Consider the following 25,101-nt stretch of genomic DNA (forward strand, 5'->3'; position numbering starts at 1 on the left):
ACCCGCACCGCCGCATCGCACTTCTTCACCACTCAAAGGATGTTCACCATGAAGCTCCGCAAGGTCACCGCCGCCTCGGCCGCCGTCCTCGCACTCGCTGTCGCCGCCACCGCGTGCGGTTCCGACGACAAGGACGACAGCGGTTCCTCGTCCGGCAACGGCGGCGGCAAGAAGATCACCATCGGCATCAAGTTCGACCAGCCCGGCATCGGCCAGAAGACCCCGGACGGCTACGAGGGCTTCGACGTGGACGTGGCGACGTACGTCGCCAAGGAGCTCGGCTACAGCGAGGACCAGATCCAGTGGAAGGAGGCGAAGAGCGCCGACCGCGAGACCATGCTCCAGCGCGGTGACGTCGACTTCATCGCCGCCTCCTACTCGATCAACGACGAGCGCGCCGCGAAGGTCGACTTCGCCGGCCCGTACCTCCTCGCCCACCAGGACGTGCTGGTCCGCGCCGACGACAAGGACATCAAGGCGCCGGCGGACCTCAACAGCAAGAAGCTGTGTTCGGTGACCGGCTCGACCTCGGCGCAGAACGTCAAGGACAAGCTCGCCCCCAAGGCCCAGCTGCAGCAGTACCCGACGTACTCGGCCTGTCTGACCGGTCTCCAGAGCGGCGCCATCGACGCGCTGACCACGGACGACTCGATCCTCGCCGGCTACGCCTCGCAGTCGAACTTCAAGGGCAAGTTCAAGCTCGGCGGCTTCAAGATGACCAACGAGAACTACGGCATCGGCGTCAAGAAGGGCAGCGACCTCAAGGCCAAGATCAACACGGCCCTGGAGAAGATGGTCTCCGACAAGTCGTGGGACAAGGCCGTCGAGGCCAACTTCGGCCCGGCCGGCTACAAGAACGAGCCCGCCCCGCAGATCGGCAACGTCGTCAAGTAAAGCGGGATCCGTCCTGACCGGTGCGTCGTCCTCCTGGGGCGGCGCACCGGTCAGGAGGAGCCCTCCCCACACGCGGAAGCGCGGGAGATCGTGTTCGATTTTCTTGAAGGTTACAACCTGTGGGAAGCCTTCTGGACGACGGTGCAGCTGACCGTCCTGTCCGCCATCGGCTCCCTGATCTGGGGAACCGTACTGGCCGCCATGCGGGTCGGTCCGGTGCCTCTGATGCGCGGTTTCGGTACCGCCTACGTAAACATCGTGCGGAACATTCCGCTGACTGTGATCATCCTGTTCACGTCCTTGGGCCTCAACCAGACGTTCGGCGCCACCCTCGGTTCGGACCAGATCGACACCACCAACTTCCGGCTCGCGGTGCTCGGCCTGATCGCGTACACCTCGGCGTTCGTGTGTGAAGCGCTGCGGTCCGGCATCAACACGGTGCCCGTGGGCCAGGCGGAGGCGGCACGTGCCCTCGGCCTGAACTTCACGCAGGTGCTGACGCTGGTCGTGCTGCCGCAGGCGTTCCGTTCGGTCGTCGGCCCGCTGGCCAACGTCCTGATCGCACTGACGAAGAACACCACGGTGGCCGCCGCCATCGGCGTCGCCGAGGCCGCGCTGCTGATGAAGGAGATGATCGAGAACGAGGCACAGCTCGTCCTGATCTCCGCGGTCTTCGCGTTCGGATTCGTGTGTCTGACACTGCCGACCGGTCTGATCCTCGGCTGGGTGAGCAAGAAGGTGGCGGTGAAACGATGAGCTCGGTCCTCTATGACGCCCAGGGCCCGAAGGCCAAGCGTCGGAACGTCGTCATCTCGGTGGTGTTCGTCGCCGTCGTCGCCGCGGTGCTGTGGTGGATGTACGGCGTGCTGGACGAGAAGGGCCAGCTCGCGTGGGCGCTGTGGGAGCCCTTCTTCCACGGGGAGGCCTGGAGCACGTACCTGTGGCCCGGCCTGCTGAACACGCTGAAGGCCGCGGCGCTCGCCATGATCATCGCGCTTCCGCTCGGCGCCGCCCTCGGTATCGGCCGGCTGTCCGACCACGCCTGGGTGCGGGTCCCGGCCAGTGTGGTGGTGGAGTTCTTCCGCTCCATCCCGGTGCTGGTCCTGATGATCTTCGGTCTGGCGCTGTTCTCCGAGTACACGAACGTCAGCGCGGACGACCGTCCGCTGTACGCGGTCGTCACGGGCCTCGTGCTCTACAACGCCTCGGTCCTCGCCGAGATCGTCCGGGCGGGCATCCTGTCGCTGCCCAGGGGGCAGGCTGAGGCCGCGTCGGCCATCGGTCTGCGCAAGAACCAGATCATGCGGTTCATCCTGCTGCCGCAGGCGGTCACGGCGATGCTGCCGGCGATCGTCAGCCAGCTCGTGGTGATCGTGAAGGACACGGCGCTCGGCGGCGCGGTCCTCACCTTCTCCGAGCTGATGGCCTCGGTCAGTCCGATGAGCGCGTACTACGGCGCGAACACCCTCGCCAGCTTCACGGTCGTGGCCCTGATCTTCATCGCGCTCAACTTCTCGCTCACGAGCTTCGCGAGCTGGCTGGAGCGCCGGCTGCGCCAGGGCAAGAAGTCCACCGGCGCGGTCGTCACCGCGGACGCCGTGGAGGAGCTCAGCACTCCGGGCGAGCACGTGGAGGGGAAGAAGTAGGCGTCCCCCGCGAACAGGGTGCGCATGCGGCAGAACTGACGAGATGTGAACAACCGGAGGCAGTGGCGTGATCGCCACTGCCTCCGTCACTTGACGCAAGCAGCGGCAATGGGTTGCATACGTTCTGTGATCGTGTACCCCGCTCCACCTGCAAGTCCCGGTAGGACACTCTGGACGCCGCTCCGGGCAGGGGGCACCGCGCCGTGGACCCGGTGATCATCGTCGGAGCGGGGCCCGTAGGACTCACGCTCGCCCTGGCGCTGGCGCGTCAGGAAGTCCCCTCGGTCGTCCTGGACGAGGGCCCCGGCACCGACGAGCAGCGGCTCGCCCGCACGGTCGTCCTGCGCGAGGACACCGCCGCGCTGCTCGGACGGCTGACGGGCTTCCCCGTGGCCGGGGCCGGTTTCCGCTGGGCCGGATGGCGGTCGATGCGGCGCAGGCAGGTGATGCGGCAGATCACCTTCGGCGAGGACGACCCCGCGCTCCTGCACCTGCCCCAGCACACGCTCACGGCCGCCCTGCGCAAGGCCATCGCCGCCGAACCGCTGGTCGAGCTGGCTGTGGAGAGCCGTCTCGACTCCGTCGAGCAGGAGCCCGCGGGGGTCACGGCGCACACCCGGGGCCCTCACGGCACGTGGTGGCGCGGCAGCCACCTGGTCGGCTGCGACGGCCCGCGCTCGACGGTCCGCAAACTCCAGGACATCCGCTTCCCCGGCCGCACCGCCGTGGAGCGGCACGCCGTCGCGGCCCTGCGTACGGAGCTGCCGTGGCCCGGCGAGGCGGTGCTGCACCGCATGCCGCCGTGGCGGTCCTCGGGCCCCGCGGTGACCGAGGTGACCGCGCGCCCCCTCGCCGAGGACGTGTGGCGCCTGGACTGGCTGCTGCCGCCGGGCAGGGACCTGGTCACCCCGGACCTCCTCGTGGCGCGCGTGCGGGAGACCCTCGCGGGCTGGTGCGGGGGCACCACTCCGCCGTACGAACTGCTGGACACCGGGGTCCACACGGTCCACCACCGGCTGGCGCGCAGGTGGCGGGCCGGCCGGGTCTTCCTCGCCGGGGACGCGGCGCACCTGCTGGGCGCGCTGGGCACCCAGGGCCTGGACGAGGGCCTGCGGGACGCCGACAACCTCGCGTGGAAGCTGGCGCTGGCCTGGCACCACGGCCCGCACGAGGCCCTGCTGGACAGCTACCAGGAGGAGCGGCGTGCGGTCGTCGCCGCCCGGCTGCGCGCCGCCGACCAGGCGCTGCCGGTGCTGCGCGGCGGAGGCCTGCGGTCCGCGGTGCCCGGTGCGGCCCGCAGCCACGACACCCTGCTCACGGACGGTCACCTGGGGCGCGGCGTCCTGGGCGCGCCGGGGGCGTACGCCGATTCGCCGCTCACGCCCGCGCACACCGATTCCTCCGTCGAGGTCGACACGGCGGTGGGCGCCCAGGTCTCCGACGTACGGGTGACGGCGGAGGACGGCTCGTCCGTGGCGCTGCGGGAGCGGCTGGGCCGGGGCGCCCTCCTGGTGCTGCTGATCGCGCCGGGGACCGTGGTGTGGGAGCGCAAGCACTGGGTGACGGCCGGGATCATGCCGCGGCTCGCCGCCGCCGTGACCGCGCTGCCGCACCGGGCCGAGCTGCTGGTCGCGGAGAGCTACCCGGGCGCCGCCGCGCACACGGTGCTGCTGATCCGCCCGGACGGGCACCTGGTCACGGCGCTGGGCGGGGTGCGCCCCGCCGATCTCTACGAGGCCGCGGAGGCGGCGCTCGGCGGCCCCCTGACCACGGCGGAAACCGCCTCCAGCAGGACGTGAGGCGGGCCCTGTCCAGTCACTGACATCGAGTTGACCGGTGCGCACCGACGGTGGTGTACTCCGGAGCGTGACCGACACCTGTGTGCGCCTGTGGCGGAGGGTCCATATGGACCTCGTCCGCTATGCGGGCTGCGTGTGTCGCCCGTCCTGCTGAATTCGCATCCCTCTTCCTCCGCGCGAAGCCCCCGTGGCCGACGCGCGCACCCGCGAACGCTCCTCAGGACGGTACCCGTGTCTGTGTCACCCTCTGTTCCCGCTTCCTCTTCCGTCTCCACACCGCCCGCCGCGCCCGGTGCCCCCACGCCCACGCAGGCCGAACTGCTGGAGTTCGTGCGCCGTACGGCCGCCGACACCGAGCTGATCGCCTCCCTGCCGCTCGATCCCGAGGGCCGGACGTGGGTGCGGCTTGAGGGTCCCGGCGGCAGCGAGGCCTGGCTCATCGGCTGGCCGCCCGGCACGGGCACCGGCTGGCACGACCACGCCGAGTCGGTGGGCGCGTTTCTCACCGCGTCGGGCGAGCTCAAGGAGAACTCGCTCGTCGCACGGCTGCCCACCGACGGCTGGCAGACCCTCGAACTCACCGAGGGCATCGACCGTGAGCGGCGGCTGTCGGCGGGCCAGGGCCGTGCCTTCGGACGCCACCACGTGCACGAGGTGCTCAACGAGTCCACCGAGGAGCACGCCGTCTCCGTGCACGCGTACTACCCGCCGCTGCCGCGGATCCGCCGCTACAGCCGCACCGGCCAGGTCCTGCGCCTGGAGCAGGTCGAGCGCCCCGAGGACTGGCAGTGACGGACGTACGACCGGCGCCGGCCGGACGCCCCGTGGGGATCGACGAGTTGCTGGAGCGCGTGCGCGCGGACCTGGACCGGGTGGAGGCGCGAGCCGCCCACGACGCCGTGCGGGCGGGCGACGCCCTGCTCGTCGACATCCGGTACGCGGCCCTGCGCGAGCGCGACGGGCTGATCCCCGGGGCCCTGGTCGTCGAGCGCAACGAACTGGAGTGGCGGCTCGACCCGCAGGGCAGCCACCGCGCCCCCGAGGCCACGGGCCACGACCTGCGGGTCGTGGTCGTCTGCAACGAGGGGTACGCGTCGAGCCTGGCCGCCGTCTCCCTGCGGCAGCTGGGCCTGCACCGGGCCACGGACCTGGTCGGAGGCTTCCAGGCCTGGCGGTCGGCAGGGCTGCCGGTGGACGTGGGGACGGCTGCGCCGGCGGGCGCGGCCCTTCCGGGGCGCGGCTGACGAACCGGCTGCGGCGGGCGGCCACCGCGGCGCCCCGGGGCCCGGCCCGTGCCCTCAGTACCCCTCGTCGCCCAGGAACTCCGTGTCCTCGCCCTCTTCCTCCAGGGCCTGACGGACCACTCTGAGGGCCGTGCCCTGGGGGTAGCCCTTGCGGGCGAGCATCCCGGCCAGGCGCCGTATGCGCTTGTCGCGGTCGAGACCGCGGGTGGCACGCAGTTTGCGCGCCACCAGGTCGCGTGCGGTCGCCTCCTCCTGCTCGGAGTCGAGCTGGGCGACCGCCTCGTCAATGAGCATGGAGTCAACGCCCTTGGTCCGCAGCTCCTGGACGAGCGCTCGCCGGGCGAGCCCCCGGCCGTGGTGGCGGGACTCGACCCAGGCGTCCGCGAAGGCGCCGTCGTTGATCAGCCCGACCTCTTCGAAGCGGGAGAGCACCTCTTCCGCCACGTCGTCCGGGATCTCGCGCTTGTGCAGTGCGTCCGCGAGCTGCTTGCGCGTGCGCGGGGTCCCGGTGAGCAGGCGCAGGCAGATCGCGCGCGCCTGCTCAGCCGGGTCCCTCGGGGGTTCCCCCTTCTCGGCCCTCGACGAGGCAGGGGCACCTCCGTCCTGTGCGCCGCCGGACGGCTCCCCGAAGCCGCGCCGCCGGCCGCGCCCCCGCCGGGAACGGCCTCCCCGGCCCGGAGCGTCCTCGTCCCGCGGCCCGCCGCCACGGCCTTCGCCGTGGCGCTCGCCGTAGCCCTGCGCCCCGTCGCGGTCCGTGTCGTCGCCGTACGGCCAGGTGCCGGCTCCGGTTCCGCGCGCGGAACCGCCGCCCGGTGGGCCGTCACCTCCGTACGCGCCGGCTCCGGCTCCGGCGGAGCCGGTGTCCTCCCCGCGGCCGCGTCCTTCGCGGGCGACGGGGTGGACGTGCTCGGTCCAGTCCGTTCGTCGTGTCACGGACTAGCTCTTGGCCGCCGCGGCCTTGGGCTTGGTGGCCTTGGCCGCGGGAGCGGGAACCGTCTTGGCGGCCTCCTCCCCGGCGGCCGGCGCCGCCGCGTCCGCGGCCGGCTCGGCGTCCGGCTTCTCCGCCTTCACACCGACGCCCAGCTTCTCCAGGATCTTCTTCTCGATCTCGTTGGCGAGGTCGGGGTTGTCCTTGAGGAAGTTGCGCGCGTTCTCCTTGCCCTGGCCGAGCTGGTCGCCCTCGTACGTGTACCAGGCGCCGGCCTTGCGCACGAAGCCGTGCTCCACGCCCATGTCGATCAGACCGCCCTCGCGGCTGATGCCCTGCCCGTAGAGGATGTCGAACTCGGCCTGCTTGAAGGGCGGGGCGACCTTGTTCTTGACGACCTTGACGCGGGTGCGGTTGCCGACCGCGTCGGTGCCGTCCTTCAGGGTCTCGATGCGGCGGATGTCCAGGCGCACCGAGGCGTAGAACTTCAGCGCCCGGCCACCGGTCGTGGTCTCCGGGGAGCCGAACATCACGCCGATCTTCTCGCGGAGCTGGTTGATGAAGATCGCGGTGGTCTTCGACTGGTTGAGCGCGCTGGTGATCTTCCGCAGGGCCTGGCTCATCAGACGGGCCTGCAGACCCACGTGCGAGTCACCCATCTCGCCCTCGATCTCCGCGCGCGGCACCAGGGCGGCGACGGAGTCGATGACGATGAGGTCGAGGGCACCGGAGCGGACCAGCATGTCCACGATCTCCAGGGCCTGCTCGCCGTTGTCCGGCTGCGACAGGATGAGGTTGTCGATGTCGACGCCGAGCTTCTTCGCGTACTCGGGGTCGAGGGCGTGCTCCGCGTCCACGAACGCGACCTGGCCGCCCGCGCGCTGCGCGTTCGCCACCGCGTGCAGGGTCAGGGTCGTCTTGCCGGAGGACTCCGGACCGTACACCTCCACCACGCGGCCGCGCGGCAGACCGCCGACGCCGAGCGCGACGTCGAGTGCGGTCGACCCGGTGGGGATGATCTCGATGGGCTCGTTCGGCCGCTCGCCGAGGCGCATCACCGCGCCCTTGCCGAATTGCCGTTCAATTTGTGCGAGCGCGGCGTCGAGCGCCTTCTCGCGGTCGGTTCCTGCCATGGGTTCCACCCGATTTGCTTGAGTCGATCGCTTCACGTCAAAGACGCTAACGCCTGCCACTGACAATGCGCCCCGACGCCCGCCCAGCCTGTGGATAACTCGGGCACTTCCGCATGAATCCCCCGCCCGTGTGCCGCTCCAGGCTTCGCCAGAGCCCCCATAAGAACGGATGTTCGAATTTAGTGTCAAGCACATCCGGCACCGGGGCGAGGGCGTGTCGCGCCCCCGCGCCGCCGGGTGGTCCCGGGATCGCGCGGGCGGCGCCGGACGGTGTCAGGCGGACGTGCGGGGCCCGTCGCCGTCGGCCGGCCGCGCCCCCCGGGGAGTGGCACGCATCAGCTGCCGTACGCGCTTGAGGAGGGTGCCAGAGCCCCGTTCGCGGCGCCCGTGCACCCGCGGGTCGTCCGTGACGTCGTAGCGCTTCACGTACGCCCCCAGGAAGGCCTGCAGGGTGGCGATCGCCGGGATGGCGATCAGGGCGCCGACGGCCCCGAGCAGGGCGGTGCCCGCGATGACCGACCCGAAGGCGACCGCCGGGTGGATGTCCACGGTCTTCGCGGTCAGCTTGGGCTGCAGCACGTAGTTCTCGAACTGCTGGTAGACCACGACGAAGACCAGCACCCACAGCGCGTACCAGGGGTTGACCGTGAACGCGATCAGCATGGGCAGAGCGCCCGCGAGGTACGTGCCGATGGTGGGGATGAACTGCGAGACCAGACCGACCCAGACGGCGAGCACGGGCGCGTAGTCCACGCCGAGGAACTCCAGCAGGACGTAGTGCGCCAGGCCGGAGACGAGGGCCATCAGACCGCGTGAGTACAGGTACCCGCCGGTCTTGTTGACGGCGATCTCCCAGGCGCGCAGGACCTCCGCCTGCCGGGTCGGCGGCAGGACCGAGCACAGCGCGCGCCGCAGCCGCGGGCCGTCGGCGGCGAAGTAGAACGCGAACAGGGTGATCGTCAGGAGCTGGAAGAGGGCGCCCAGGACCTGCGCGGACACGTCCAGGACGCCGGTCGCGCTGTTCTGCACGTACTTCCGGAGCCAGTCGGAGCGCAGCAGGCTGTCCTGGATGTCGACGCGGCTCAGTTCCGTGTGGAAGGTCGTGTTGATCCAGCTGATCACCGAGTCGACGTACTTCGGGAAGTCCTCGACGATGTCGATGATCTGCCCGGCGAGCATCGAGCCGAGCAGGGTGACGAAGCCCGCGCTCACGATCATCGTGACGAGGAACACCAGACCGGTGGCCAGTCCCCTGCGCATGCCGAACGAGGACATCCAGCTCACCGCGGGCTCTATGGCGAGGGCCAGGAAGAACGCGATCAGGATGTTGATCAGCAGCCCGGTCAGCTGGTGGAAGGCCCAGCTGCCGAGCTGGAAGCAGGCGATGAGGGCGAGCGCGAGCACCATGGCCCGCGGCAGCCACCGCGGCATGCCGCTGCGCCTCTCGGCCGTGTCCCCGGCAGGGGGCGTAGGGGGTGTCGTGCCGAGCGGGGAGGCGTGCTGGGCGACCTGCGTCGTCTCGTCTGTCGATGCCACGGGCCAAGTCTCGCCCACGCGGGGGACAATCGGCCCCGCTCCACCGGATCTTCCCGGCCGCTCAGCGGGATTCGGTCGGCGGAAGTCGGCGGCGGGACTCGGTCAGCGGGACTCCTGGGGGACGCCCACCGCCGTGCACACCGCGCGCCACACGTCCTTCGCCTCCCAGCCCGCGTCCAGCGCCTGCCGCACCGTCCGTCCGCCGAGCTCCGACATCACGTGGTCGCGCGCGAAGGTGTCGGCGTACTCCGTACCGAAGTGATCCGCCATCCGCTGCCAGAAGACCGTCAACCGCATGACTCCAGTATCCCGCCCCTGGGGTGGGTCCGTGCCGGGACCCCTCGGCGAGAACGCTTTCCGTCCTACGGTCTGACCCATGGCCGAAACAGGAGCACCCCCACTCCCCCCGACGTCCCCGGCGCACGCCCTCGTCTCCCGCGCCGAGCAGTTCGTCTGGCTCACCGCGCGCGTGCTGGAGCAGCGCCGTTTCGCGTACCACTTCCTGGGCGGTGGCGCGGACGCGGTCGAGACCGCGCTGGCCGCCTACCGCAACGAGGACGACGGATACGGCCACGCGCTGGAGCCCGACCTCCGGGGGCCCGCCAGCCAGCCGCTGCACGTCGTGCACGCGCTGCGCATCCTGGACTCGATCGGGCGCTGCGGCGGGCAGCGGGTGGAACGCGTGTGCCGCTATCTGACCTCCGTGTCGACGCGGGAGGGCGCGCTCCCCGCGGTCCGTCCCGGCCGGCGCGTGGATCCGTCGGCGCCCTCCGCGCCGGTCGCGGACGACCCGTCCGGCGAACTGCTCGCCACCGGTCCCGTGGTGGGACTGCTGCACCGCAACGAGGTGTGGCACGCGTGGCTGTTCCGGGCCACCGACTTCTGCTGGCAGGCGGTGGACTCCCTGGAGAGGACACATCCGTACGAGGTCGGTGCCGCGGTGGCCTTCCTGGACTCCGTGCCCGACCGCCCGCGCGCGGAGGCGGCCGCCGACCGCCTCGGCCGGCTGGTGCGCGAGCAGCGGCTCGCCGTGCTGGACCCGCGGGAGCCCGGCGCGTTCCCCGTGACACCCGCTCACGCGTCCGGGGAGCGCCTTCTGCCGCACGACTACGCGAGGACGCCGGGCTCCCTCGCGCGCGCGTGGTTCACCGACGAGGAGATGGCACGCTCCCTGCGTCACTTGGAGGAGGAACAGCAGGAGGACGGCGGCTGGCCGGTCCGCCGGCACCGGTGGACCCCGGGCACCGCCCTGGAGGCACGCCCGATCGCCACGATCGAGGCACTGCGCACCCTGCGGGCGTATGGACTGCTGTCCTAGGGCGCTTCCTCTGGATCGGCCCGGGCCCGCGGCGCCCTAGCCCGTCATCGCCCGTACCCCCGCCGTGACCACCACGGCCGCGGCCACGACCAGCAGGAAGGGAGCCCGCAGCAGCAGCGCCACGGCGGCCGCCGCGAGGCCCGCGGCCCTCGCGTCCAGGACCAGGACGCGGCCGTCGGCGAAGGKCTGCTGGGCGGTCAGGGCCGCCAGCAGGGCGACGGGCAGCAGGGCGGCCAGCCGCTGGACGAGCGGCCGTTCCAGCGCGCCCGCGGGGATCAGCAGTCCGATCAGTTTCACGGCGTAGCAGCCGACGGCGGTCAGGCCGATCGCGATCCAGATGTTCACCGCTCCCCCTCCGTCCCGGCAGGGTCACCGGCGGGCCCACCGGCGGGGKCCGTGCGCGGCGCGCGGCGGCCGGCCACCCAGAGGGCGGCCGGGGCGGCCAGCGCGGCGACCAGGACGGGCACACCGGCGGGCAGGACGGGCAGCAGGCCGAGCCCGAGCACGACCGCGAGGCCGGCGACGGCCCGTTCCAGGGCCGTCCTGACCATCGGTGCCAGCAGGGCGAGGAAGACCGTGGGCCCGGCCGCGTCCAGGCCCCAGGCGTCGGTGTCCCCGATGGCTTCGGCGCCCAGCGCTCCGAGCAGGGTGGTCAGGTTCCACAGCAGGTACAGCGACAGGCCGGTGACGGTGAACCCGATGCGCACGCTGCGCCGCGTGGGCTGGGCGAGCGCCACGGCCGTGGTCTCGTCGATGACCCACTGCGCTGCGAAGGGGCGCACCGCGCGCGGGAGGGCCAGCAACTGCGACAGCCGCAGCCCGTAGAACGCGTTGCGCACGCCCAGGAAGAACGCGCCCGCGGCGGCCGTGAACGGGTTGCCCCCGCCGGCCAGCGCCCCCACGAGGGCGAACTGCGAGGCGCCGGTGAAGACCAGCAGGCTCAGTGCGCAGGTCTGCAGCACGGTGAGCCCGCTGCCGGCCGAGGTCACCCCGAAGGCGAAGCCGGAGAGTCCGACGGCCACCCCGACGCCGAGGGCGTCCCGTACGACGGCGGCGTCGGGTTTCCCGCCGCCGTCGCTGCGTGTGTCCGTGTCTCTCGCGCCTGCGTCTCGTATGTCCGTTTTTTGTGTACCCGCGTGCCGTATGTCCGGGGAAGCTGTTTCTTCTGCCACGTCCGGAACCCTAGGCGGGGCCCCGCCGCAGGTCTTGTACGTTCTTGCGCTCGCGTTGGTAGGCGCCTGGCGGCACGCCCACGATCCGGGTGAAGTGCCGGTTGAGGTGCGGCTGGTCGGTGAAGCCCACGGCGAGCGCCGCCTCGGAGGGCAGGACCCCGGCGTCCAGCAGCCCGCGGGCCCGCCGCACCCGGACGTCGGTGAGCCACGCGTGGGGCGGCATTCCGTAGGCGTCCCGGAAGGCGCGCAGCAGCGCGAAGGGGCTGGTCCCGAGCTCTGCGGCGAGGCTCTCCAGCGTGGGCGGCCGCACGATCCGCTCCTCCAGCACGGCACGCGCGCGTGCCGCCGTCCGGGCACCCGCCGTCCGCGGCACCCGCTGCGGCAGCGCCCCGCCGTTCAGCCTCAGCAGCCGGGTCACGGCCACCCGCAGCAGCGTGTCGGCGGCGAGCGCATTGCCCTCATCGGCGGCGCGCAGCACCTGGTGGACCAGCCCCACGGCGTACGGGTCGTCGAGCACCGGAGCCGTGAATCCGGGCGCGCCGCGCAGGGAGGTGGTCTCGGCGGCGATCTCCGCCACCAGGTCCGGTGGCGGGTAGAGCGCCCCGTACCGCCAGCCCTCGGGGACACCGGCCCGGCCGGTGTGCGGGGTGTCGGGGTTGACCAGGGCGAGCGTGCCCGGCCCCGCGTACCGGTCGGCGCCGCCGTGGTGGAAGACCTCCACCCCGTCGGCGATGGCGGCGATGACGAAGTGCTCGTGCGTGTGCCGGACGAAGGTCTTGTGCACGTACCGGGCGCGCAGCAGATCGACACCGGGCAGCTCCGCGTACTGCCAGTGCCGCGCCCGCTCCTGCCCCGTACCCGTCACAGGACCATTGTCCGCCACCGCGCCGGGCGGCGGAGGGCGCCCGCCCCGTCCCACCGCTCGCCCCGCCGGGCGGCGGACCGTCGCGACGGCCCGCGTTCCCGCAGGTCGATGCCGTTGTCAGTGTCCGGGTGCAGGATGGACGCATGGTCAGCTCCACGCACCGAGCCCTGAACGGCTTCTCCCCCGCGACCCACGCCTGGTTCACGGGGGCCTTCTCCGCGCCCACCGACGCCCAGGCCGGCGCGTGGCAGGCCATCGCCGAGGGCTCGGACGTGCTGGTGGTGGCCCCGACCGGTTCCGGCAAGACGCTGGCCGCGTTCCTCGCCGCGCTGGACCAGCTGGCCTCGACCCCGCCGCCCGCCGACCCCAAGAAGCGCTGCCGCGTCCTGTACGTGTCGCCGCTGAAGGCCCTCGCGGTCGACGTCGAGCGCAACCTGCGCAGCCCCCTGACCGGCATCCGGCAGGAGTCGGTGCGGCTGGGGCTGCCCGAGCCCGAGGTGAAGGTCGGCATCCGCTCGGGCGACACCCCGGCCGCCGAGCGCCGCACGCTGGCGACCCGTCCGCCGGACATCCTGATCACGACCCCGGAGTCGCTGTTCCTGATGCTGACGTCGGCCGCGCGCGACGCGCTGACCGGCATCGAGACGGTGATCCTGGACGAGGTGCACGCGGTCGCGGGCACCAAGCGCGGCGCCCACCTCGCGCTGACCCTGGAGCGGCTGGACGAGCTGTTGGCCAGGCCCGCGCGCCGGATCGGCCTGTCCGCCACCGTCCGCCCGGTGGACGAGGTCGCCCGCTACCTCTCCCCGCAGCGCAAGGTGGAGATCGTCCAGCCGCCGTCGGGCAAGGAGTTCGACCTCTCCGTGGTCCTGCCCGTCGAGGACCTCGGCGAGCTGGGCGGCTCCCCGGCGGCCGACGCTGGCGAGGGCGCGGAGAAGCCCTCCATCTGGCCGCACGTCGAGGAGCGGATCGTCGACCTCGTCCAGTCCCACCGCTCGACGATCGTCTTCGCCAACTCCCGCCGCCTCGCGGAGCGCCTGTGCAACCGGCTCAACGAGATCGCGTACGAGAGGGCGACCGGCGAGCCCCTGGCGGAGCACCACTCCCCGGCCGAGCTGATGGGCGGCTCGGGCGCGGCCCAGGGCGCCCCTACGGTCATCGCCCGGGCCCACCACGGCTCGGTCTCCAAGGAGCAGCGCGCCCTCGTCGAGGAGGACCTCAAGGCGGGCCGGCTGCCCGCCGTGGTCGCCACCTCCAGCCTCGAACTGGGCATCGACATGGGCGCGGTGGACCTCGTCGTCCAGGTCGAGTCCCCGCCCTCGGTCGCCTCCGGCCTCCAGCGCGTGGGCCGCGCGGGCCACCAGGTCGGGGCGGTCTCCACCGGCGTGGTCTTCCCGAAGTACCGGGGCGACCTGGTGCAGGCCGCCGTCGTCACCGAGCGGATGCGCGCCGGTTCCATCGAGTCCCTGCGGGTCCCGGCGAACCCACTGGACGTCCTGGCCCAGCAGATCGTCGCCATGACGGCGCTGGACTCCTGGCAGTTCGACGACCTGCTCGCCACGGTCCGCCGGGCCGCCCCGTTCGCCGCGCTGCCGGAGTCGGCGTTCACGGCGGTCCTGGACATGCTCGCGGGCCGCTACCCGTCGGACGCCTTCGCCGAGCTGCGCCCGCGCGTGGTGTGGGACCGCGTCGCCGGTACGGTCACGGGGCGCCCCGGCGCGCAGCGCCTCGCCGTCACCTCCGGGGGCACGATCCCCGACCGCGGCCTCTTCGGGGTGTTCCTCGCCGGTTCCGACCCCAAGAAGGGCGGCGGCCGGGTCGGCGAGCTCGACGAGGAGATGGTCTACGAGTCCCGGGTCGGCGACGTCTTCACCCTGGGCACCAGCTCCTGGCGCATCGAGGACATCACCCGCGACCGCGTCCTGGTCTCCCCCGCCCCCGGGGTGCCGGGCAGGCTGCCGTTCTGGAAGGGCGACCAGCTCGGACGCCCGCTCGAACTGGGACGCGCGCTGGGCGCCTTCCTGCGCGAGGTCGGCTCGCTGCCCGAGGAGGACGCCCGGCTGCGGCTGCGCACCGCGGGCCTGGACGACTGGGCCGCGGACAACATCCTGTCGTACCTGAGCGAGCAGCGGGAGGCCTGCGGGCACGTCCCGGACGACCGCACCATCATCGTCGAGCGGTTCCGCGACGAGCTGGGCGACTGGCGCGTGGTGGTGCACTCGCCCTTCGGCGCCCAGGTGCACGCCCCCTGGGCACTCGCGCTCGGCGCCCGCCTCTCCGAGCGGTACGGCATGGACGCGCAGGTCATGCACGCCGACGACGGCATCGTGCTGCGGCTGCCCGACGCCGACCTGATGAGCCTGGACCTGCTCGACCAGGACCCCGCCGGACCGGGCGCGGCGTACGACGCCGACCAGGCCCCGGTGGGCGCGGCGGACGTCGCCTTCGACAAGGGCGAGGTCAACCAGATCGTCACGGACCAGGTCGGCGGCTCGGCGCTGTTCGCGTCGCGCTTCCGCGAGTGCGCGGCCCGCGCCCTGCTCCTGCCGCGCCGCAGCCCGGGCAAGCGCACGCCCCTGTGGCAGCAGCGCCAGCGCGCCGCCCAGCTGCTCCAGGTGGCCAGCGAGTTCGGCTCCTTCCCGATCGTCCTGGAGGCGGTGCGCGAATGCCTCCAGGACGTCTTCGACGTACCCGGGCTCGTCGAGCTGATGGGCGACCTGGAGTCGCGCAAGGTGCGGCTCGTCGAGGTCACGACCCCGGAGCCGTCCCCCTTCGCCCGCTCCCTGCTGTTCGGTTACGTCGCCCAGTTCCTGTACGAGGGCGACTCGCCCCTCGCCGAGCGGCGGGCCGCGGCCCTGTCGCTGGACTCGCACCTGCTGGCCGAGCTGCTCGGCCAGGCGGAGCTGCGCGAGCTCCTGGACGCGGACGTCCTGACCGAGCTGGAGAGCGAGCTGCAGTGGCTCACCGAGGACCGGCGGATCAAGGACGCGGAGGGCGTCGCGGACCGGCTGCGGATGCTCGGCCCGCTCACCGACGCCGAGCTGGTCCTGCGCGGCGCCGACCCGCAGTGGGCCCGTGAGCTGGCCGCGGCCCGCCGGGTGATCCAGGTCCGGATCGCCGGGGCAGACCACTGGGCGGCGATCGAGGACGCGGGCCGGCTGCGGGACGCGCTCGGCACCGCCCTGCCCGTCGGCGTCCCCGAGGCCTTCACCGAGCCGGTCAAGGACCCGCTGGGCGACCTCCTGGCCCGGTACGCGCGCACGCACGGCCCGTTCACCTCGACCGCAGCCGCGGCGCGCTTCGGCCTGGGCACCGCCGTCACGGAGGGCGCCCTACAGCGGCTCGCGGCGAGCGGCCGGGTCGTGCAGGGCGAGTTCCATCCGGCGGGCATCGGCCAGGAGTGGTGCGACGCCGCCGTACTGCGCCGGCTGCGCCGCCGCTCGCTCGCCGCGCTGCGCCACGAGCTGGAGCCGGTGCCGCCCGCCGCGCTCGCGCAGTTCCTGCCGCAGTGGCAGCACGTGGGCGGCGGGCACGGCCTGCGCGGCCTCGACGGACTCGTGCGTGCCGTCGAGCAGTTGCAAGGGGCCTCGGTGCCCGCGTCGGCGCTGGAGAAGCTCGTCCTGCCGTCCCGCGTCTCGCACTACGCCCCGGCGATGCTCGACGAGCTGACCGCGGCCGGCGAGGTGGTCTGGGCCGGGGCCGGCTCGCTGCCGGGCAAGGACGGCTGGGTCTCCCTGTACCTGGCGGACGCGGCCCCGCTCCTGCTGCCCGCTCCGCATCCCCTGGAGCTGACCGCGCTCCACCGGTCCGTCCTGGACGCCCTCTCCGGCGGCTACGGCCTGTTCTTCCGCCAGATCGCCGACCAGGTCCGCGCCACCACGCATCCGGAGGCCACCGATCCGCAGCTGGCCGACGTCATCTGGGACCTGGCGTGGTCGGGCCGCCTGACGAACGACACGCTCGGCCCGATGCGCTCCCTCCTGGGCTCGGGCCGTACCGCGGGCTCCACCGCGCACCGCGCGAAGCGTGCGGTGCCCCGCGGGCGGTACGGCAGCCTGACGTCCGCCGCGCGCGCCACCTCGCGCACCGGCCCGCCGACCGTCGCGGGCCGCTGGTCGCTGCTCCCCGACCGTGAGGCGGACACCACGGTGCGGGCCCACGCCCTGGCCCGTACCCTCCTGGACCGGCACGGCGTGGTCACCCGGGGCGCGGTCGCGGCGGAGGGCGTGGAGGGCGGCTTCTCCGCCGTCTACCGCGTCCTGTCGGTCTTCGAGGAGAGCGGCCAGGCCCGCCGCGGCTATGTGGTGGAGGGGCTCGGGGCGGCGCAGTTCGCGATGGACGGCGCCGTGGACCGGCTGCGCGCGGCGGCCACCGCCCGCGAGCGGGGCGAGTCCCTGCCCGAGCCCGCCTTCGCGGGCGCCGGCGCGGTCGGCCACCCGGGGGCGTTCACGCCGGGTCCTCACGCGGGCACGCACGCGCCGAGCCCCTTCGACGGTCCCGCCGGGCACGGACCCGCGGACCCCTTCGCCGACGACACGGATTTCCCGCCCCCCGACACCCCACGGCCGGACGAGGACCCGTACTCCCTGCGGTCGGGCGGCGCTCCCTCCCTGCGGCCGGACAACGACCCGTACTCCCTGCGCTCCGGTCCAGGAGCGCCCTTCGGCGCCCCGTCCCGCCGGGGCCCGCAGGCGTTCCCCGCGGGCCCCGGCGGCTCCCGTGCGCGCGCGGGCGACACCGACCGGGCCGTCGTGCTGGCCGCCGCCGATCCCGCGAACGCCTACGGCGCGGCCCTCCCCTGGCCCGAGCCCCCGACCGGCGCCGGCCACAAGGCGGGCCGCAAGGCGGGCTCCCTGGTCGTGCTGGTGGACGGCGAGCTGACCCTCTACATGGAGCGCGGCGGCAAAACCTTGCTGGCCTGGCCCACCACCCCGGACGAGGCGCCCCGGCACGACGCGCGGCTGCGCACGGCCGCCGAGGCCCTGGCGGCGGCGGCCCGGGCGGGCTCGCTCGGCACGGTCACCGTGGAGCGGGTCAACGGCGCCTCCGCCCTCACCTCCGAGTTCGGCACCCTGCTGGAAGGAGCCGGTTTCCATGCGACCCCCCGCGGACTGCGCCTGCGCGCCTAGGACCGTCCGCCCGCCGTGTCACCCTGGGTCCCATGCCTGAAGGAGACACCGTCTGGCGGGTCACCAAGCAGCTGCACCAGGCCCTGGCGGGTCATGTGCTCACCCGCTGCGACCTCCGGGTCCCCAAGTACGCCCTGACCGACCTCACCGGGCGCACGGTCCTGGACGTCGCCCCGCGCGGCAAGCACCTGCTCGTGCGCGTCGAGGGCGGCCTGACCCTGCACTCGCACCTGCGCATGGACGGCGCCTGGAGGATCTACGCGCCGGGCGAGCGCTGGCGCGGCGGTCCCGACCACCAGATCCGCGCGATCCTCGGCACCGTGGGGCGCACCGCCGTCGGGTACCGGCTGCCCGTCCTGGAGCTGCTGCGCACCGCCGACGAGGAGCGCGCGGTGGGCCACCTGGGCCCCGACCTCCTGGGCCCCGACTGGGACGCCGGCGCGGCCCTGGCGAACATCCGGCACGACCCCGGCCGGGCCCTCGGCGAGGCCCTCCTGGACCAGCGCAATCTCGCCGGCATCGGCAACGTCTACAAGAGCGAGCTCTGCTTCCTGCTGCACGTCACCCCCTGGCTCCCCGTGGGCCGGCTCCCCGCCGAGCACGCCGACCGGCTGATGGCGCTCGCCAAGAAGCTCCTGGACATCAATCGCGAGCGCCTCGACCGCGTCACCACCGGCCGCTCCGACCAGAAGCTGTACGTGTACGGCCGCGCGGGCCGCCCCTGCCTGCGCTGCGGCACCCGGATCCGGGTGGCGGACCAGGGCGACGGCTCCCGCGACCGCCCCACGTACTGGTGCCCGGTCTGCCAGCCGGGCCCGGCCCCGGGACCTGGCGCGCCCTCACGCCTGTCCGGCCGCACCCGGTGACGGCCCCGCCCCGTTCCGCCCGACCCATTCCACTGGGCCCGTTCCGCCCGACCAATTGACGACCCGTCAGATTCCTTCGTACGGTCGCCCCATGCCCGTCACGGCGTACGACCTCACCGGCCGCACCGCGTTCGTCACCGGCGCGGCGAGCGGCATCGGCCGCGCCAGCGCCGTCCTGCTCGCACGGGCGGGCGCCGCCGTCCACTGCGCGGACCGTGACGCGCGGGGCCTCGACGAGACGGCCGCCCTGATCGAGGACGGGGGCGGCACGGCCCGCACCCACACCCTCGACGTCACCGACCGGGCCCGGCTCGCCGAGGCCGTCGCGGCCTGCGCCCGCCTGGACGTCATGGCGGCCGTCGCCGGGATCATGCACAGCAGCCCCGTCCTGACGACCAGGGACGAGGACCTCGACCGGGTCCTCGCGGTCAATTTCAAGGGCGTCCTGTACGCCTGCCAGGAGGCGGCCCGTTCGATGCTGGCCACCGGGACCCGGGGGAGCATCGTCACGACGGCCTCGGGCGCCGTCGACACCGGCGGGCCGGGGCTGCTCTGCTACGGGGCCGCGAAAGCAGCCGTCGTGCAGCTGACGAAGACCCTGGCGACCGAGATGGGCCCGCACGGCATCCGCGTCAACGCGGTCGCGCCGGGCTGGATCCGCACGCCGATGACCGGCCGCCACGGCGCGGAGGCCCAGGCGCGGACGGAGGCGGCCATGGCCCGTCTGTCACCGCTGGGCCGGGTCGGACCGGTGGATGCGGCGCGCGCTGGACGCCTGGCGGCGCAGGCGCGGACCGCTGCTGGGGCGGGGTGAGCCCTTTTGACGGGCGTGGGGGAGCTCTTTTGGCCTTTTGGCCTCTTGGCGGGCGGTGCGGCGGGGCCGGGTGCTGCCCCGGGCGCTACCAGGGCATGGCGACGCCCCCGTTCGGGCGCAGGATCTGGCCCGTGGTGAAGGCCGAGGCGTCGCAGGCGAGGTGGAGGACCGCGTGCGCGACGTCCTCGGGATCGCCGACCCGGCCCAGCGGTGACAGACGGGCCATGGCCGCCTCCGTCCGCGCCTGGGCCTCCGCGCCGTGGCGGCCGGTCATCGGCGTGCGGATCCAGCCCGGCGCGACCGCGTTGACGCGGATGCCGTGCGGGCCCATCTCGGTCGCCAGGGTCTTCGTCAGCTGCACGACGGCTGCTTTCGCGGCCCCGTAGCAGCCCAGAGCCAGCCCCCACCTGCCTATTCGTGCCGTCCGCCCCGTCATCGCACCGCCTCCAGCCCGACGCTAGACCGCCGTGTTCCCCTGCCGACAGGGCGCACCGGCACGACAGGAGCGCACCGGGCGCACCGACGGCGCCCGTGCACCGCGGTGCGCCCCGAGGCCGGCTTCAGCGCCAAGGCCGGCTTCAGCGCCGAGGCGAGCCACCCATGGGTCCGTCACCCGTTGCCCGCGTTCTCCGCCTGGAACATCCAGTGGTGCTTCTCCAAGTCCGCCGTGATCCCGATGAGCAGGTCCTGGCTGACCGGATCCGCGGTCTCCGTCGCCTCCACCCGCTCGCGCATCCGCCCGATCACGGCACCGAGCGCCTCGACGAGGGAGCCGACCGCGTCGACGTCCTTCACCCATCCGTCCCGCACGGCGCCGATGCCGCTGCTGCTCGCGACCGTGGCGGCGCGTCCGTCCGGGGAGACCCCGAGCGCCGAGGCACGCTCCGCCACGGAGTCGGAGTGCAGCCGGGCGGAGTCGACGACCTCGTCGAGCTGGAGGTGGATCGACCGGAACCGGGGCCCGACCACGTTCCAGTGGATCTGCTTCGCCACGAGCGACAGGTCCACCAGATCGACGAGGGCGCCCTGCAGGGCCTCGGACACGATCTTCAGATCGGCATCGGACAGCGGACTCTTCACGACGTACATCGACATCCTCCGGTCAGCAGCGCCCTACGGGTCTGGCCCCCGCACCTCCACCATCGCCGCCCCGGACGATCGCGGCAAACGCGACAGAACTCACAAAGCGCACTGAACGTGCCCATGCAAAAACCCCGGCCCGCTCCCCCGGGTCTCCCCGGAGGAGCCCCGGCCGGGGCTCTTACACAGTTCTTCTCAGTTCACGGGTGCCGGCGCGCGAGCGTCAGGCGGCGACGACGTCGACCGCTTCCGCAGGCGCCTTGATGGTCACCCGTTCCGGTGGGACACCGGCCACCGAGACGGAGTTCAGCCTCGGGCGTACCGGTGTGGGTACAGGTTCGGTGGCCGCTGCCGACCGGGCCAGCTCGGCGAGGGCGAGCTCGTCGCTCACTTCCCGCATCAGCTCTGACATCCGTACGTCCAGCGCGTCGCAGATCGCGGAGAGCAGTTCCGAGGAAGCCTCTTTCTGCCCCCGCTCCACCTCGGAGAGATAGCCGAGTGAGACTCGGGCGGACGAGGAGACTTCGCGCAGAGTACGGCCCTGGCGCTGGCGCTGCCGACGCAGCACGTCACCAAGCAGGCGACGGAGCAGAATCATCGGTGGCTCCCTCCTCGGACCGCGTAGCCGCATCCTTCACGCCCCACCGTACCGCCTTGCGCCGCGGCCGTGCGGGGAGCGATGTCGTGTTCACTCAGGGCTGCAAACATCAAAACCCCCCGTTCTGTTCCGTATCCTGTGCCCGCTCGTTCCCAGGGTGTTCGCCCACAAGCCGCTCCAGAAGCAGTGCGAGCACGCTCCGTACACTCTCCATACGGATTTCCGTCCGGGAGCCGTTCAACCGCAACGCCGCCACTTTCCCGCCAGGAGAGCCCGCCTGCGCCGCTGCGGAGGGTCCGTCCACGGCGACGAAAACTGTACCGACCGGCTGCCCGTCCTGGGGGTCGGGGCCCGCGACCCCGGTGGTCGAGATCCCCCAGTCCGCGCCGAGCACCTTGCGCACGCCGGCCGCCATCTCCGCCGCGACCTGCGGGTCCACCGCTCCGCGCCGCTTCAGCAGGGCGGCGTCGACCCCCAGTACATCGCGCTTGAGGTCGGTCGCGTACGCCGTCACGGAGCCGCGGAAGGCCTTGGACGCCCCGGGGACCGCCGCCAGCTCCGCGGCCACCAGACCGCCGGTCAGCGACTCGGCGACCGCGAGGGTCTGGCCCCTCACCGTCAGTAGTCGCAGCACTTCGGCGGCCGTGGACGTCACGCCTGCGCCTCCCGGGCGGCGGCCTTCCGCGCGGCCATTCCGCGGCGCCGCAGCACAATGGCCTGTCTTACGTAGTCGGCGCCCGTCACGACGGTCAGGGCGACCGCCGCGGCCATCACCCAGAACCTCAGGCTCGCCAGCGGTCCCGTCAGCGCCAGGACGTACATGCCGACGGCGATGCCCTGCGTGAGGGTCTTCAGCTTGCCGCCGCGGCTGGCGGGGATCACTCCGTAGCGGATCACCACGAACCGCAGGAGGGTGATCCCGAGCTCGCGCCCCAGGATCACTCCGGTCACCCACCACGGCAGATCGCCGAGGTAGGAGAGACAGATCAGCGCCGCTCCCATGATCGCCTTGTCGGCGATGGGGTCGGCGATCTTCCCGAAGTCGGTGACGAGGTTGTACGTGCGGGCCAGATGGCCGTCGAAGACGTCCGTGATCATGGCGACGGCGAAGGCGGCCCACGCCCAGGCGCGCCACGCGGGGTCGTACCCGCCGTCGGCCAGCATCAGCGCGACGAATCCCGGCACGAGGACGAGCCGGAGCATGGTGAGCAGATTGGCGACGTTCCACAGGCTGGCCTGGTTGACGGCCGCGGCGCCGATCTTGGTGCCGCCGAGCGGAGTCTTCGGTACCGGTCCACCGGGAGCCACGGCGCCGGACGCTCCGGCCCCCGAGGTCACCGTGTCCGGGGTCCCCGTACCGGCGGCGGGCGCCGCGGGAGCAGGACCCGTACCGGCGGGCGCCGCGGGGACAGGACCCGTACCGGCGGGTGCCGTAAGGCCGGGTTCCGTACCGACAGGCGCGGTGCCGGCGGTTCCGGCAGCTCCGCGGGGACCGGGCGCACCGGGGCCGCCCGCCGCGGATGCCGGGACTCCGGTCATCTGGCTGCCTCCTCAGTACACACCTGTGAGCCGGGGAGCGGCTCCGCCACCAGGTCGACACCTTCCGTGCCGACCACCTTCGCCTCGACCATACGACCGACGGCCAGTCCTTCGCCGCTCGTGAACAGCACCTGGCCGTCCGTCTCGGGCGCCTGGTGCGCGGCGCGGCCGTACGCGGCCTCGCCCTCGGCGGCCGATCCGGTGGACTCGACCAGCACCTGGAGGGTCTCCCCGACGCGCTCCTCCGCCCGCTGGGAGACCAGCTCCTCCGCGAGCCGGGACACGCGCGCGAGCCGCTCGGCGACGACGTCCTCGTCCAGCTTGTTCTCGTACGTCGCCGCCTCGGTGCCGTCCTCGTCGGAGTACCCGAAGACCCCGATGGCGTCCAGGCGCGCGGCGGTCAGGAAGCGCTCCAGCTCGGCCAGGTCGTCAGCGCTCTCGCCGGGGAAGCCGACGATGAAGTTGGAGCGGACACCGGCCTGCGGGACCTTGGAGCGGATGGTGTCCAGGAGGCCCAGGAACTGCTCGGTGTTCCCGAACCGCCGCATGGCGCGCAGCACGCCGGGCGCGGAGTGCTGGAAGGACAGGTCGAAGTACGGGGCGACCTTCGGCGTGGAGGTCAGCACGTCGATGAGGCCGGGCCGCATCTCGGCGGGCTGCAGGTAGCTGACGCGCACCCGCTCGATCCCGTCCACCTCGGCGAGCTCGGGCAGCAGCGTCTCCAGGAGCCGGATGTCGCCGAGGTCCTTGCCGTACGAGGTGTTGTTCTCGGAGACCAGCATGATCTCCTTCACGCCCTGCTCGGCGAGCCAGCGCGTCTCGCCCAGTACGTCGCTGGGGCGCCGCGAGATGAAGGAGCCGCGGAAGGACGGGATGGCGCAGAAGGAGCAGCGCCGGTCGCAGCCGGAGGCGAGCTTCACCGAGGCGACCGGGGAGCCGTCCAGGCGCCGGCGCAGGGGCGCACGGGGGCCCGACTCGGGGGCGAGCCCCTCGGGCAGGTCGGCGGGGCCGTGTCCCGGGAGGGCGACCTCCGCACCGGCGTCCTGGCGCTCGGCGGGGCTGATCGGCAGCAGCTTGCGCCGGTCGCGCGGGGTGTGGGCGGCGTGGATCCCGCCGTTCAGGATGGTCTGGAGGCGGTCGGAGATGTCGGCGTAGTCGTCGAAGCCGAGCACGCCGTCGGCCTCGGGCAGCGCCTCGGCCAGTTCCTTGCCGTACCGCTCGGCCATGCAGCCGACGGCGACGACCGCCTGGGTTCTGCCGTGGCCCTTGAGGTCGTTGGCCTCCAGGAGGGCGTCGACGGAGTCCTTCTTGGCGGCCTCGACGAAGCCACAGGTGTTGACGACGGCGACGTCCGCGTTCTCGGCGTCCTCCACGAGGTGCCAGCCGTCCGCCTCCAAGCGGCCTGCGAGCTCCTCCGAGTCCACCTCGTTACGGGCGCAGCCAAGGGTGACGAGTGCGACGGTACGGCGTTCAGGCATGGGCTCAAGACTACTTCGTCCCGGTGACGGCCCACGTCGACGGGGTTGGCCGAGGACGGCCAGCCCCGTTCGCTTGCCCGTGGGGCCACGCGAACGGGGGGATACGCGTGCGCCGGAACGTACCGGCGCGGCCGTCCGGGTCAGCCGACCTCGGGGTCGCCCTTCGTGTACGACAGGCGCTCCACCTGGCCCGGCTGGAACTCGTCGTCGATCTTCTTGCCGTTCACGTACAGCTGGATGGCGCCCGCGTCGCCGAGGACGAGGTCGACCTTCTCCTTGTCCTGGAAGGTCTTGGAGTCGCCCTGTTCAAGCAGGCCGTCGAAGAGCAGCCGGCCGTTGTGGTCCTTGGCCGAGATCCAGCTGCGGCCGTCGGGGGCGCTGACCTGGACGGTGACCTTGTCCTGCGGGGCGGCCGCGATGGCGCTCTCGGAGGGGTCGGACTTCGGGACGTCTGACGTGGCCGGCGACGGCTTGGTCTTGGCGGGCTTGCTCGCGGTGGGCGTGGACCCCTCGGCGACCTGCGTCGTCGAGCCGTCGCCGTCGTCACCGCTGAACAGGGTGAAGCCGACGAAGCCGATCACGGCGACGATCGCCGCGACCATGGCCGCGGTCCAGTTGGGGCCCCGGCGCTCGGGACGGATCCGCTCCGCCTCGAACATGGGAGCGGCGGGGGTGGGGGCCGGCCGGCCGCCGTGCGAGGCGTCGTAGCGCGCGAGCAGCGGGGCCGGGTCGAGGTCGACGGCGCGGGCGAGCGTCTTGATGTGACCGCGCGCGTAGACGTCGCCGCCGCAGGGGCCGAAGTCGTCCTGTTCGATCGCGTGCACGATGGCGATGCGGACCCGGGTGGCGTTACTGACGTCGTCGACGGTCAGCCCCGCCGCGATGCGCGCCTGCCGCAGCGCGTGCCCGACCGAAGGAAGGTCGTCCTCCACGGAGGGACGCTCGTCCTGGGGGGTGTGGTCGTCGGAGATGTTGTCGTCAGAGGAGTTGCCGAGGGACACGGGGGCGCCTTTCGAGCGTCGAGCCACCTGTGCTGGGGGTTCAGTCTAGGGGGGGTACGAA

24 protein-coding genes and 1 pseudogene are annotated in these 25,101 nt (G+C 72.9%); 11 read left to right on the forward strand and 14 right to left on the reverse strand.

The window, feature by feature from the left end; genetic code table 11:
• Positions 1-48 precede the first annotated feature (48 nt).
• The 7 genes from FGF04_RS34265 (at position 49) to FGF04_RS34290 (ending at position 5,583) form a co-directional block, all read left to right on the forward strand.
• On the forward strand, positions 49-894 hold the full coding sequence (locus FGF04_RS34265) for a glutamate ABC transporter substrate-binding protein (protein WP_149515290.1): 846 nt from the start codon (positions 49-51) through the stop codon (positions 892-894).
• Positions 895-984: 90 nt separating this feature from the next.
• Positions 985-1,650 carry an amino acid ABC transporter permease gene (locus tag FGF04_RS34270; RefSeq protein ID WP_149515291.1) on the forward strand — a complete coding sequence of 222 codons (666 nt, stop codon included), beginning with the start codon at positions 985-987 and terminating at the stop codon, positions 1,648-1,650.
• Complete coding sequence (locus FGF04_RS34275) at positions 1,647-2,540, forward strand: amino acid ABC transporter permease (RefSeq protein ID WP_149515292.1); 894 nt, start codon at positions 1,647-1,649, stop codon at positions 2,538-2,540. Before FGF04_RS34270 ends, FGF04_RS34275 begins: the two co-directional genes overlap by 4 nt.
• A 203-nt stretch (positions 2,541-2,743) precedes the next feature.
• Positions 2,744-4,339: an FAD-dependent monooxygenase gene (locus FGF04_RS34280; RefSeq protein WP_149515293.1), complete on the forward strand. Its 1,596-nt coding sequence runs from the start codon at positions 2,744-2,746 to the stop codon at positions 4,337-4,339.
• 106 nt (positions 4,340-4,445) lie between these two features.
• Positions 4,446-4,493, forward strand: a complete 48-nt coding sequence (locus FGF04_RS41910; protein ID WP_309506048.1) for a hypothetical protein — start codon at positions 4,446-4,448, stop codon at positions 4,491-4,493.
• A gap of 77 nt (positions 4,494-4,570) precedes the next feature.
• The gene (locus tag FGF04_RS34285) at positions 4,571-5,131 is read left to right on the forward strand and encodes a cupin domain-containing protein (protein ID WP_149515294.1); all 561 of its coding nucleotides are present in this window, start codon (positions 4,571-4,573) and stop codon (positions 5,129-5,131) included.
• Positions 5,128-5,583, forward strand: coding sequence for a rhodanese-like domain-containing protein (locus tag FGF04_RS34290; RefSeq protein ID WP_149515295.1), 456 nt, complete (start codon positions 5,128-5,130; stop codon positions 5,581-5,583). Before FGF04_RS34285 ends, FGF04_RS34290 begins: the two co-directional genes overlap by 4 nt.
• A 54-nt stretch (positions 5,584-5,637) precedes the next feature.
• On the opposite strand, the gene recX is transcribed toward FGF04_RS34290, so the two are convergent.
• The 4 genes from recX to FGF04_RS34310 form a co-directional block, all read right to left on the reverse strand.
• Positions 5,638-6,516, reverse strand: a complete 879-nt coding sequence (gene recX / locus FGF04_RS34295; RefSeq protein ID WP_149515296.1) for a recombination regulator RecX — start codon at positions 6,514-6,516, stop codon at positions 5,638-5,640.
• Positions 6,517-6,519: 3 nt separating this feature from the next.
• Positions 6,520-7,644 carry a recombinase RecA gene (gene recA / locus FGF04_RS34300; RefSeq protein WP_149515297.1) on the reverse strand — a complete coding sequence of 375 codons (1,125 nt, stop codon included), beginning with the start codon at positions 7,642-7,644 and terminating at the stop codon, positions 6,520-6,522.
• A 273-nt stretch (positions 7,645-7,917) separates the two neighbouring features.
• Complete coding sequence (locus FGF04_RS34305) at positions 7,918-9,180, reverse strand: AI-2E family transporter (protein ID WP_149515298.1); 1,263 nt, start codon at positions 9,178-9,180, stop codon at positions 7,918-7,920.
• Positions 9,181-9,282: 102 nt separating this feature from the next.
• A complete protein-coding gene (locus FGF04_RS34310; RefSeq protein ID WP_149515299.1) occupies positions 9,283-9,477 on the reverse strand; it encodes a DUF3046 domain-containing protein in 195 nt (64 codons plus the stop codon).
• A 79-nt stretch (positions 9,478-9,556) separates the two neighbouring features.
• Between FGF04_RS34310 and FGF04_RS34315 the strand changes: the two genes are divergently transcribed.
• On the forward strand, positions 9,557-10,498 hold the full coding sequence (locus FGF04_RS34315) for a hypothetical protein (RefSeq protein WP_149515300.1): 942 nt from the start codon (positions 9,557-9,559) through the stop codon (positions 10,496-10,498).
• Between the two features lie 36 nt (positions 10,499-10,534).
• Here the strand turns inward: FGF04_RS34315 and FGF04_RS34320 are convergent, their stop codons facing one another.
• The 3 genes from FGF04_RS34320 to FGF04_RS34330 all read right to left on the reverse strand — a co-directional run bounded on the left by FGF04_RS34320 (position 10,535) and on the right by FGF04_RS34330 (position 12,535).
• The gene (locus FGF04_RS34320; RefSeq protein ID WP_149515301.1) at positions 10,535-10,843 is read right to left on the reverse strand and encodes an AzlD domain-containing protein; all 309 of its coding nucleotides are present in this window, start codon (positions 10,841-10,843) and stop codon (positions 10,535-10,537) included.
• Positions 10,840-11,613, reverse strand: a complete 774-nt coding sequence (locus FGF04_RS34325; protein WP_149515451.1) for an AzlC family ABC transporter permease — start codon at positions 11,611-11,613, stop codon at positions 10,840-10,842. Before FGF04_RS34325 ends, FGF04_RS34320 begins: the two co-directional genes overlap by 4 nt.
• A gap of 67 nt (positions 11,614-11,680) precedes the next feature.
• The gene (locus FGF04_RS34330) at positions 11,681-12,535 is read right to left on the reverse strand and encodes an AraC family transcriptional regulator (protein ID WP_149515302.1); all 855 of its coding nucleotides are present in this window, start codon (positions 12,533-12,535) and stop codon (positions 11,681-11,683) included.
• A gap of 143 nt (positions 12,536-12,678) precedes the next feature.
• Between FGF04_RS34330 and FGF04_RS34335 the strand changes: the two genes are divergently transcribed.
• From FGF04_RS34335 to FGF04_RS34345, 3 genes are all read left to right on the forward strand, one after another.
• Complete coding sequence (locus FGF04_RS34335) at positions 12,679-17,664, forward strand: ATP-dependent helicase (RefSeq protein ID WP_149515303.1); 4,986 nt, start codon at positions 12,679-12,681, stop codon at positions 17,662-17,664.
• Positions 17,665-17,696: 32 nt separating this feature from the next.
• Positions 17,697-18,530, forward strand: a complete 834-nt coding sequence (locus FGF04_RS34340) for an Fpg/Nei family DNA glycosylase (protein WP_149515304.1) — start codon at positions 17,697-17,699, stop codon at positions 18,528-18,530.
• Between the two features lie 91 nt (positions 18,531-18,621).
• Complete coding sequence (locus FGF04_RS34345) at positions 18,622-19,344, forward strand: SDR family NAD(P)-dependent oxidoreductase (protein WP_149515305.1); 723 nt, start codon at positions 18,622-18,624, stop codon at positions 19,342-19,344.
• Positions 19,345-19,429: 85 nt separating this feature from the next.
• Here FGF04_RS34345 and FGF04_RS34350 read toward each other — a convergent pair.
• The 7 genes and pseudogenes from FGF04_RS34350 to FGF04_RS34380 form a co-directional block, all read right to left on the reverse strand.
• Positions 19,430-19,741 (reverse strand): annotated as a pseudogene (locus FGF04_RS34350) (SDR family NAD(P)-dependent oxidoreductase); the annotation flags it as partial.
• 212 nt (positions 19,742-19,953) lie between these two features.
• Positions 19,954-20,433 (reverse strand): Dps family protein, encoded by a 480-nt coding sequence (locus FGF04_RS34355; RefSeq protein ID WP_149515306.1) that lies wholly within the window; start codon positions 20,431-20,433, stop codon positions 19,954-19,956.
• A 214-nt stretch (positions 20,434-20,647) separates the two neighbouring features.
• A complete protein-coding gene (locus tag FGF04_RS34360; RefSeq protein ID WP_149515307.1) occupies positions 20,648-21,022 on the reverse strand; it encodes a helix-turn-helix domain-containing protein in 375 nt (124 codons plus the stop codon).
• A 109-nt stretch (positions 21,023-21,131) separates the two neighbouring features.
• Positions 21,132-21,677 carry a CinA family protein gene (locus FGF04_RS34365; protein WP_149515308.1) on the reverse strand — a complete coding sequence of 182 codons (546 nt, stop codon included), beginning with the start codon at positions 21,675-21,677 and terminating at the stop codon, positions 21,132-21,134.
• The gene (gene pgsA, locus FGF04_RS34370; protein WP_149515309.1) at positions 21,674-22,561 is read right to left on the reverse strand and encodes a CDP-diacylglycerol--glycerol-3-phosphate 3-phosphatidyltransferase; all 888 of its coding nucleotides are present in this window, start codon (positions 22,559-22,561) and stop codon (positions 21,674-21,676) included. The genes FGF04_RS34365 and pgsA overlap by 4 nt, the downstream gene beginning before the upstream one ends.
• Positions 22,558-24,039, reverse strand: a complete 1,482-nt coding sequence (rimO, locus tag FGF04_RS34375) for a 30S ribosomal protein S12 methylthiotransferase RimO (RefSeq protein ID WP_149515310.1) — start codon at positions 24,037-24,039, stop codon at positions 22,558-22,560. The genes pgsA and rimO overlap by 4 nt, the downstream gene beginning before the upstream one ends.
• A gap of 140 nt (positions 24,040-24,179) precedes the next feature.
• Positions 24,180-25,040, reverse strand: coding sequence for a helix-turn-helix domain-containing protein (locus tag FGF04_RS34380; protein ID WP_149515311.1), 861 nt, complete (start codon positions 25,038-25,040; stop codon positions 24,180-24,182).
• Positions 25,041-25,101: the final 61 nt, after the last annotated feature.

This window comes from Streptomyces apricus (assembly GCF_008369065.1).
GTDB classification, from domain to species: Bacteria; Actinomycetota; Actinomycetes; order Streptomycetales; family Streptomycetaceae; genus Streptomyces; species Streptomyces apricus.

What these genes read in the sequence shown, in the direction of transcription:
- FGF04_RS34265 (WP_149515290.1), top strand. Translation starts at nt 49, where the DNA reads ATGAAGCTCCGCAAGGTCACCGCCGCCTCGGCCGCCGTCCTCGCACTC.
- FGF04_RS34310 (WP_149515299.1), bottom strand. Translation starts at nt 9,477, where the DNA reads ATGCGGTTGACGGTCTTCTGGCAGCGGATGGCGGATCACTTCGGTACG.
- FGF04_RS34315 (WP_149515300.1), top strand. Translation starts at nt 9,557, where the DNA reads ATGGCCGAAACAGGAGCACCCCCACTCCCCCCGACGTCCCCGGCGCAC.
- rimO (WP_149515310.1), bottom strand. Translation starts at nt 24,039, where the DNA reads ATGCCTGAACGCCGTACCGTCGCACTCGTCACCCTTGGCTGCGCCCGT.
- FGF04_RS34275 (WP_149515292.1), top strand. Translation starts at nt 1,647, where the DNA reads ATGAGCTCGGTCCTCTATGACGCCCAGGGCCCGAAGGCCAAGCGTCGG.
- recA (WP_149515297.1), bottom strand. Translation starts at nt 7,644, where the DNA reads ATGGCAGGAACCGACCGCGAGAAGGCGCTCGACGCCGCGCTCGCACAA.
- FGF04_RS34345 (WP_149515305.1), top strand. Translation starts at nt 18,622, where the DNA reads ATGCCCGTCACGGCGTACGACCTCACCGGCCGCACCGCGTTCGTCACC.
- FGF04_RS34340 (WP_149515304.1), top strand. Translation starts at nt 17,697, where the DNA reads ATGCCTGAAGGAGACACCGTCTGGCGGGTCACCAAGCAGCTGCACCAG.
- FGF04_RS34360 (WP_149515307.1), bottom strand. Translation starts at nt 21,022, where the DNA reads ATGATTCTGCTCCGTCGCCTGCTTGGTGACGTGCTGCGTCGGCAGCGC.
- FGF04_RS34335 (WP_149515303.1), top strand. Translation starts at nt 12,679, where the DNA reads ATGGTCAGCTCCACGCACCGAGCCCTGAACGGCTTCTCCCCCGCGACC.
- pgsA (WP_149515309.1), bottom strand. Translation starts at nt 22,561, where the DNA reads ATGACCGGAGTCCCGGCATCCGCGGCGGGCGGCCCCGGTGCGCCCGGT.
- FGF04_RS34355 (WP_149515306.1), bottom strand. Translation starts at nt 20,433, where the DNA reads ATGTACGTCGTGAAGAGTCCGCTGTCCGATGCCGATCTGAAGATCGTG.